The 8288-nt window shown below is 54.1% G+C and carries 11 protein-coding genes; 9 read left to right on the top strand and 2 right to left on the bottom strand.

The annotated features are described in order from the left end of the window. Positions 1-259 precede the first annotated feature (259 nt). Positions 260-592: a hypothetical protein gene (locus GWQ27_RS18025; protein ID WP_275907952.1), complete on the bottom strand. Its 333-nt coding sequence runs from the start codon at positions 590-592 to the stop codon at positions 260-262. Positions 593-722: 130 nt separating this feature from the next. Here GWQ27_RS18025 and GWQ27_RS18020 point away from each other — a divergent pair, with 130 nt between their 5' ends. After that, positions 723-986: a hypothetical protein gene (locus GWQ27_RS18020; protein ID WP_275907951.1), complete on the top strand. Its 264-nt coding sequence runs from the start codon at positions 723-725 to the stop codon at positions 984-986. Between the two features lie 220 nt (positions 987-1206). Here the strand turns inward: GWQ27_RS18020 and GWQ27_RS18015 are convergent, their stop codons facing one another. Beyond that, positions 1207-1602, bottom strand: a complete 396-nt coding sequence (locus GWQ27_RS18015) for a hypothetical protein (RefSeq protein ID WP_275907950.1) — start codon at positions 1600-1602, stop codon at positions 1207-1209. A 148-nt stretch (positions 1603-1750) separates the two neighbouring features. Between GWQ27_RS18015 and GWQ27_RS18010 the strand changes: the two genes are divergently transcribed. From GWQ27_RS18010 to GWQ27_RS17975, 8 genes are all read left to right on the top strand, one after another. Next, positions 1751-1969: a hypothetical protein gene (locus GWQ27_RS18010; protein ID WP_069528337.1), complete on the top strand. Its 219-nt coding sequence runs from the start codon at positions 1751-1753 to the stop codon at positions 1967-1969. 13 nt (positions 1970-1982) lie between these two features. Further along, the gene (locus GWQ27_RS18005; protein WP_275907949.1) at positions 1983-2507 is read left to right on the top strand and encodes a hypothetical protein; all 525 of its coding nucleotides are present in this window, start codon (positions 1983-1985) and stop codon (positions 2505-2507) included. Between the two features lie 19 nt (positions 2508-2526). Beyond that, a complete protein-coding gene (locus GWQ27_RS18000; RefSeq protein ID WP_275907948.1) occupies positions 2527-3009 on the top strand; it encodes a hypothetical protein in 483 nt (160 codons plus the stop codon). Between the two features lie 66 nt (positions 3010-3075). After that, on the top strand, positions 3076-3522 hold the full coding sequence (locus GWQ27_RS17995) for a DUF2787 family protein (RefSeq protein WP_275907947.1): 447 nt from the start codon (positions 3076-3078) through the stop codon (positions 3520-3522). A gap of 183 nt (positions 3523-3705) precedes the next feature. After that, positions 3706-4932 carry a site-specific integrase gene (locus GWQ27_RS17990; protein WP_275907946.1) on the top strand — a complete coding sequence of 409 codons (1227 nt, stop codon included), beginning with the start codon at positions 3706-3708 and terminating at the stop codon, positions 4930-4932. An 859-nt stretch (positions 4933-5791) separates the two neighbouring features. Then, entirely contained in the window at positions 5792-6673 is an 882-nt protein-coding gene (locus GWQ27_RS17985; RefSeq protein ID WP_275907945.1) for a WYL domain-containing protein, read from the top strand. A 91-nt stretch (positions 6674-6764) separates the two neighbouring features. Then, positions 6765-7409 (top strand): TM2 domain-containing protein, encoded by a 645-nt coding sequence (locus tag GWQ27_RS17980; RefSeq protein ID WP_275907944.1) that lies wholly within the window; start codon positions 6765-6767, stop codon positions 7407-7409. Continuing rightward, positions 7397-8122 (top strand): hypothetical protein, encoded by a 726-nt coding sequence (locus GWQ27_RS17975; protein WP_275907943.1) that lies wholly within the window; start codon positions 7397-7399, stop codon positions 8120-8122. The genes GWQ27_RS17980 and GWQ27_RS17975 overlap by 13 nt, the downstream gene beginning before the upstream one ends. The last annotated feature ends 166 nt before the right edge of the window (positions 8123-8288 follow it).

The following is an 8288-nucleotide window of genomic DNA, read 5'->3' as shown; positions in this document are numbered from 1 at the left end:
GATATCTACAACGTGGAGCGGCCGCATCATGCGTTGAAATACAGAACCCCCGATGCAGTGCATCGGGGGTTCTGAGTGGAGAAATGCTAGCCGAAAATGTGTAAACCTATTTCAGGACTAGACACTGTTTTTTACGGCTGACCAGAATCGCATGAGAGGTTCAGTTGTTGTTTGTCGATGGAGATTATGGCCTGCCGGTGATCGTTGAGTCTATTAAGCCCCCTCCCTGCTGTTGTTTCACCAGTGGATCAGTCCTACGTCACCTTGTCGGCGTGATGCCCTGCATCTTCAGCCAGAATGCCTCCTGACAGGGATTGTGGAACAGCTTGCGTGACGGCGTGATGGGCATGTGGCTGGTGACAACTCGATAGCTTATCCAGCATTCGGCGCACAGCTGTTCTGAGGGGACCTGGTCCTGCTCTCTCTGATGACAGATGACGACCCCATTGGCGAACCAATAGGTGGTTTGCTGGTGCTGGATCAGGGTGCCACTCTCGTCATTCTCGCTATAGTGCTCACTCTGCTGATGAGTGATGGTTGCTGGCCCAGGTTGCCGATGGATGGCCTTGATATAGGTAATGAGCTGATTCATTGCTGTTCTTGCTTGTGACGGGAGTGGTGGTGTGGGAACGCAGGTCGCAGATGCCGCGAGCTTAGCGCTCGGCGCCGCTGGCGGCAATCCCGACCGGACGGCAGGGTGGCAGGCATGAAGGAGGAAGGTGATGGGGATCCCCAGCAACAAGGCCGGGCTGCTGCTCGCCATCGACACGAATTTTGGCAAGCTGCTCAAGGCGTTGCAGGCCGTCCCCGAGAGCCGGGTGCAGGAGCTGGTGATGGAGGTGCACAGCAAGAGCACCTCCATGAGCGTGGCCAATCTCTGTATTTTCACTACTCATTCCTGTACGCATAACAAGTTCCGGTCCATATCTGGTCCGCTTGGTAAAGCTATGCTTGGGGTGAATGGTGTCACTCGGATGAGTAGATAACAGCGTTCGCCGTCAGGCCATTTCTCCGGTCGCCAGCTCCGGTCTTTGCCGCTGCGCGCATTGGCTATGGTAAGAGCGGAGACAAGACCGGAGAGACGCAATCAGAGGGGATGGCAGACAAGAGCAAGCGCAGACGGCAACCCTGATGCCAAAAGTCACCGAAGCAGAGTTGACCGGATATGTTCAGTGGTGGTCTGGGGGATATCCGGTCGCTTCAATTTTATTTTGGAGGATCAAATTCTATTTCAAACTCTCCTAGTTCTACGCCATTAATTCGAGGAGTTCCTTTTAGGCGAATACGGTAGCCTTTGTAAATGCCGTAACCAATTAATACCGCTATAAGAGACGCGATTAAAGCAATAAGACCAACACTCCCAATAACAGAGGCGCATCTTGCTGTGCATAAAGGGGTGATCGAAGATGCTGACACTTCACCAACGTTCGAGCAGTTTTTAAGGCGCTTCCACAGCTTCGAGTCCACCTCAAGCTTATGGTCAATGAAGCGCACAATAACCTTGTTCTTGTCTTTAATCAGTTCATCCAATCGGTTGTAGAAAGCATCGGTTTCCTCGTATTCCATATAGCGACATTGCATTGCAGTTTCTGATACGTTCATAGCTTAGGGTCCTGTATGGGGCTAAGTCGTAAAGTATCAGTATCTATCTGTTATTCAAACACATATTAAAACCATGTTCATCCAGAACATCAGGCCCTGAGCTAACCACTCAGGGCCTTTTTCATATCCACGATTTAAAGGACAGAGCATGTTTATTCACCAGATTTTGCGAAAACAAGTAGCCGCGATCAGCATCAAGCCAATGAGAGACGGCAGCATTGATTTCACGGTAAAGGGCAGCACCAAGGGAGCAATTAAGGGGGCTATCACCGGAGCTGGCGTAGGTGCCAAAGGCGGTATCCCAGGAGCCGTCGCAGGCACCATCATTGGCGGCACTATCGGCTACATCACCGGCCCAGCAGACTGAGGAGGGAATCGCCATGGACGAGTTCATTCAAGAAGGGAAATACGCTTCCCACGAGACGCTAAAGGGTTATGCCTACAGCTGGCAGACGTTGAGCTTGTTGATGCAGGAGGTCATCACGAATGGAATGTATGTTCCTGAGCTCCTGCCAGATGAAAATCAGCCTGTGCTGCTGGTCGTGATCAAAGAGGCGACCGTCCTCAAGGCCAAGTCCCTGCACAGCGAAGCGCCTGAAGTATTGATTTCGATAGCATCCCATACCGGCGAGTTAGTCAGGGATGACGACAACGGTTACTACGCTGACTATTGGCGGTTAGCAGCGGGAACGATCAAGCTGATCGACTGCGCAGAAGATGCCGTGTTCTGGCTGCCTCTCCCAGAAGTGGAAGCATGGGAGCCCTATCGCTTCACTGGGTACGGTACACCGTTCGATGCCCTGTCAGCTCCACTCCCTGTATTCCAGCATTTGGCTTTCGTTCTAAAACCTGAACAGGCACAGCCCGACTTGGGCACCACCATCTACCTGAAATCCACTATCTGATTTACCCGAGGATCCCAATATGAACAGCAAGACCAACAAGCAAGCTGCCAGCCTGCAGAGCAATGACCAGCCCGAGAACAAGGCAAGCGATAAACCCGCGCTACCTGCCAAGGTTATCTTGACCAGTGGTGTCGCCATGTTGCTCTCGCCAGGCTCAACTACCACTGTGGGCTATGAGATAGGCCATGAACCTGAACAGTCTGAGCTGTTGATCCGTCTGACCGGCAGCAGTGGCGGTGGCCTCTGTTCCAAGGAGTGGTTCGGCTTGGCGCAAGTCGTCGATCTGCTGAACGAGCAACAGCCGGACAAGGCATTTACCTCTGGCCTGTTCAAGGTGATCTGGCACTTCAAAGGTAGTAGCAATAATGCGGGGTTCCTGGCTGCCGTACTACGCCATCTGGAATTGACCAAGGCAGCACCGGAAGTACGGTTCGGACATTTGATTACGGGCAAGCATACCGAGTGGTTTGATAGCCTCAAGACCAAGCTGCCAACCAACTAACCCACATCGACAGCCCGCTCTATTCCATCACTCGAATCCCCACCTTTCACTTCAAGAGAACCAAACATGAAACCTACCCTCGTTATCACGGGCTTGCCTGTGAGGATAAGTCACGACCTGCAAACGCTACTGGAGCAGGCCATCAGTTCAGCGCTGGAGGATTTTCCAGACGAGATCCCGGATGGCTCCACACCTGCAGCCCTGACCCTCAACTACCGAGATCCTGACTACAGCGCAACAACTGGTGGCTATCACCCTGTCGAGATCCGCCTTGAACGCTGGGATGACGGTTGGCATCTGCGCTACGTCACCGACTTTGCCTATGTGGGCCAAGGCTGGTCCACCGAGTTGGCCAAGGAGTTGGATTTCGATTTCAGCATGAGTGAGTACACCCATTCGTTGATGGGTGAAATGTCACTGGCAGAGGTGAATGAATGGTTTGACGTCTGGCAACAGAGCTTTTGCTGCTATGCCCAGATGGACGTATTCGCCCTGGCGGTGACGCCAGACTGACGCCCAAGACCGGATATAGACCGGAAAGCCGTTGGCCGCGAGCTGGTAAACCATCAGCGGCTAACATCACCACCAACAGATAAATCAGTACCACCAGAACGGCACAGGGATCCGACCTCCCTGTGCTGTTTTTTCTTGGGGCAATGCCAGCCCCCGCTCACACCAGTTAACAGGAGTTCAACTATGTCAGATCTCCCATCTCGTTTTCGCTTCACCCAAAAGGCGATTGAAGCGCTGCCACCCAATCCCGCAAATGCAAAATCCACGGAGGCCGAATACAGCGACACCCAGATCTCGGGGCTCAAATGCTTGGTGGGGAAAGGGGAGGGCAATAAGAAGTTCCTGATGCGGTACCTGTGGCATGGCCGCAAGCGGGCTATTGCCATAGGCCGCTTTCCAGACGTAGACCTGAACACGGCCAGAGAGATTGCCACAGACTATAAACGACTGCTGTCACAGGGCATCGACCCCAAGCAATTGAAGGAGGATAAACGGCAAGAGCTCACGTTGCATGAGCTGTTCCAACTGTATTACCTGCCTTATGCCAAGCACCATAAACGTTCTTGGCAGAACGACGAGCAGCGATTCCGGGATCACCTGCAACCGGCGCTGGGCTCTCGGCTGTTATCGGAAATCAATCTGGAGCAAGGGCAAGCATTGCAAACCAGCCTGATGAGCCAGTGCAAGCCAGCGACCAATAACCGGATCACCACGTTGCTCAAGGCGATCCTGACGTGGAGTGTGCGGATGGGGTATCTGGAGCAGAACCCCTTGGTCTATCTGAAGACGCTCCCCGAGAACAACCAGCGAACCCGATTCCTAGATAAGGCTGAGATCCGGCGCTTGTTCATGGCAGCGGATGCTGATGAGAACCGCTATGCAGGGCAGTACGTGAAATTGCTGTTGCTGACGGGCCTGCGCAAAGATGAGTTGAGGCTTGCCAAGTGGGAGCACATCGACAAGGTGCATCAGACGCTGTTCATACCGCACACCAAGAATGGCAAGAGCCGGATCCTGCATATGAATCACATGGCAATGCAGGTTTTGCAGGATACGCCGGTGATAGCGGGAAACGCCTACCTGTTCCCAGGGCAGAAGCCGGGGCAACCACTGAACAACGTCACCAAGCCATTTAATCGGATGCTGAAACGAGCACAAATCGAAGGGCAAGTATGTATTCATACCTGCCGCCATTCGGTGGCTGCGTTGATTGTCTCCAGCGGTGGCACCTTGTATGACGTACAGGCACAGTTGGGCCATTCAAGCAGCCAGTCCAGTCAGCGGTATGCACATCTACACGCCAGCAGATTGCGCCACACCAGTGCACAAGTAGCGAACTGCGTGGAGCAAGCGTTGATCTCTCCAGGTGTTGTCAAAGTGGAGCCGCTTGCGTTGCAACGGGCAGGATAAGCAAGCGAATGCAGGGCGTAGCCCAGTGGCATCGTTGCCTAACTCGCCAGCCTTTGTCTCGGGGGCTGGCGAGTTTTTTGGGCGTGATGGATGTGGCTGTCTCTGGAGAGGCCGAGGTTCTCTGCGTGGCTGAGGAGAGTGGTATGTCGGGGTATACGGGCTGTGCCCGTGGGGCATCAACACATGGCAAGGTAGTTATGGGGATGAAAAGACAAACAAAAATCTAACACTGACTGCCCGGAGGGTGCTCGGCTGTACCAACCCGACAAGGCAGCGGAACGAGGTCTAGTTAGTCAGGCAAGAGGAGATAGCCAAGCCCGTTTCTGAAGCAAAGAAGCAGGAGCCACAGACATGGGCAACGCCATCGAGCCCAAACACCATGGCCCAGAGCAGCAATGCCACACAGTCCTTCTCACAGGGGAGGGAGGGGGCAATAGTTACTCTACCCCAACGTGGATAGGACACCACCCCAGCACTTCATGCGGGGCATGGCCGCCGAAAATCCGAGTCTGCGCGAGCCCCCCATTTTTGCGCATTTTGGGGCAGCCTCTGGCCTCGAACGGTGATCTGTCGCTGGTCATTCTCAGACAGGAAGAGAGGCCGGAGAACCTTGGTTATTAGCAATCGTCACTGAACCTTGCGCACGCAGAGCCACCCGTTTATCAATCTAAAGCAGGATCCCGCTCGCATTATCGGCGTTGCTGCTCCCGTCCAAGTGGGCCGGGGAAAATGCAAAAGCTCGGCCACCAATGCCAACTCTGCTTACCCGTGCCCCCCTCTGTCGTGAAAATCCAAGTCGACACGCCCTGTCGGGCACCTCCGTGACACTTGGATACCTTTGACAACGATGCTCCCCTGGATGGCAGAACACGACACCTTAGCCCAGCGCCTCGGCGTGATCCTGACCAAGCTCAATCACGGACAGCGGTTGGTGATCTCCGAACTGGCTCATGAGTTCAACGTCTCACCACGCACCATACAACGGGATCTGAACGTCAGACTGGCTTACTTGCCATTGGAGCGTGAGGGGCAGACCTATTGGCTTGACCCATCCTATTTCGGTAGAGCATCGACTCCCGCGATCCTTCGGCTGTGTGAGCAAGTTGGGGCCAAGGCGCTGTTCCCGGACGATCACGACGCTCTGCTCAAGCAATGGCTCAACCCCAATGGGTCCCCCGTGTTCGTTCTGTCAGGATTTCAACTCGATGAAGATGACAACCACCACCAATGGTTAAAGCCGCTTGCCAAAGCGATCAGCCAACAGCTCAAAGCCAGGCTGACTTGGGTTGGTGAGCAAACAGAACAAGAGGTTGTGCCATATCGCTTGGTCAATAAGCGGGGCCGCTGGTACTTGGCAGGTGTATCCACGGAAGCACCGTTTATTGAGCCCCTATCCCGAATATCGCTCATCAGGCTGACGGAGGCAGCAGCCACTATCGCAGAACCTCAGCAACAGATACTCCAACGGTTGATCGAGCAAGAGGCCATCCCATCCCATGAAGTCGTTATCAAGGCGGCTTCACCCATCGCCCACGAATTCAAGCTCAGGAACATCCTGCCCGAGCAGGCACTGATCCGAGAACTGGAAGACGGCAGCATCTTGTTGGCAAGCAGGGTATTCGATGGTGCTCAGCTGCTACCCGTGATCAAAACGTATCTGCCGCATCTTGAAGTGATCAGCCCTGCGGGGATCCAGGCTCTGGTCAAGCGTGACCTCAAGACCCTGCTCAGTCGGATGTAAGCCAAATTTCACGTCATTTATTTCAAACCCCGACACCACCTGTCGAGGCCAATCACCACTATCTGTAGTTCAACCAACAAGGAGCAAAACCATGGGATCTCCCACGATAACTACGCTATCTGACCTCGTTCTACGCAGTCATGACGATTATGAGACAGTCTTCGAGCATGTAGCCGCTCACTTGCAAGCAGAGGGTGGCACCATCAAGAAAGTTGATAGGGCCAAGGGAGAGTTGGAAGCATCCTGGAAGTACGGGGTTAACCCGTTTGGCCAACGGGTCACAGTGCATTTCAGCTCACCAGAGGAAGGGATTGTTGAGCTATCGCTGACCGGCTCTTTCGTTGATGCCATTGATACCTTCGGTACGGCCAAGAAGAAAGCCAAAGCGATAGCTGCGGTGATACCCAACCCAATCGATGTGACGGCATGGCCTATTCGTGAACCTTCACCGACACAAACACCAGTCCAATCAGCACCAGCGGGAGGCACCGTTCACCATCGGGGGAAGCGGAAGGTCTTGATGGCCATCTTGATGTTCTTTGGGGGCGGTTTGGGCCTACACAAGTTCTACACCGGCAACTGGGGCTGGGGTCTGATCTATTTGGCTGCCTGCACAACTGGGATCCCCGTTTTACTGTCGGTCATTGAGTTCATCCGTGTGCTCTGCCTTACCCAAGAAGAGTTCGATAAACGCTACAACTATCAAGCAGTGAGGGCATTCCAATGGGTATGGTAAGGGTAAAGAGTCTCGTTCTGGCGGCCAGTGTTTCACTGCTGATGGTCCCTGCTGCTCAAGCTGGATTGCTCAGCAAATGGGACGAGCTGACCGTGAAAGAGGGCGAACTGGATAGCTGCCCAGGCGTGACCTTGGAGCAGCAGGCCGAGAGCTTCTTCAAAGATCCCGATTGGTCGGCAGGTAAAGCCGCCGATGGTCGCAAGTTGGTCAATGTGAGTGGCACATTCACATATGGGGATAGACCTGTACGGGGCATGCTTCAGATGTGGGTTCAAGGTGAGGAATTCAGCGTGGAGGCACTGGAGATAAACGGTCAGCCACAGTCGGAGATCATGATAGATGCACTGCTGAGCAAGATGTGTGAGGCAGCACAGAGCCAGCAGCCCACAGGGCTTCAGGAGTCGGCTCAAGCTCGCGCTGATCTACCATTTGTCGGCAAGCGGCGCTTCAACTTCTCGGGGGGTAGTGGTACCACCAAGTTCATCACGATCCAGAGTAACGGCCATACTGTTGTTGAGAGTTGCGGCTCGGAATGCAGTACTGATTTTGAAGGACCATTCACTAACCCGCTCAAGTCGCGGTACGGGGTCTATCGAGTCGAGGCCAAGCGGATTTTCGAGCTCGACGAGAAGGGGCGGAGCAAGACCTGCCAGAAGGAGCTGGGAGAGCCAAGAGATACAAGGTGCAGCGTCGAGCTGTATGTCGCTCAGTAAGAAGATCAGGCGGGAGCAATCCCGCCTTACTTTTTTCCAGCGTCAGGGCTGCAGTTGAGGTGGAATGAACAGGGGCATGTGCGCGGGATGACAGCTGGAGCAAGAGGCCAGAGCAGATTGCACAGCTCAGATGCCCAAATAGAGAAGAAGGATTGGACCACGAGAA

It is taken from the genome of Aeromonas sp. 5HA1 (assembly GCF_029237245.1).
Taxonomy (GTDB): Bacteria; Pseudomonadota; Gammaproteobacteria; order Enterobacterales; family Aeromonadaceae; genus Aeromonas; species Aeromonas salmonicida.
The sequence above is the reverse complement of the archived record's forward strand: the minus strand, read 5'-3'. Positions and strand labels throughout refer to the sequence as shown.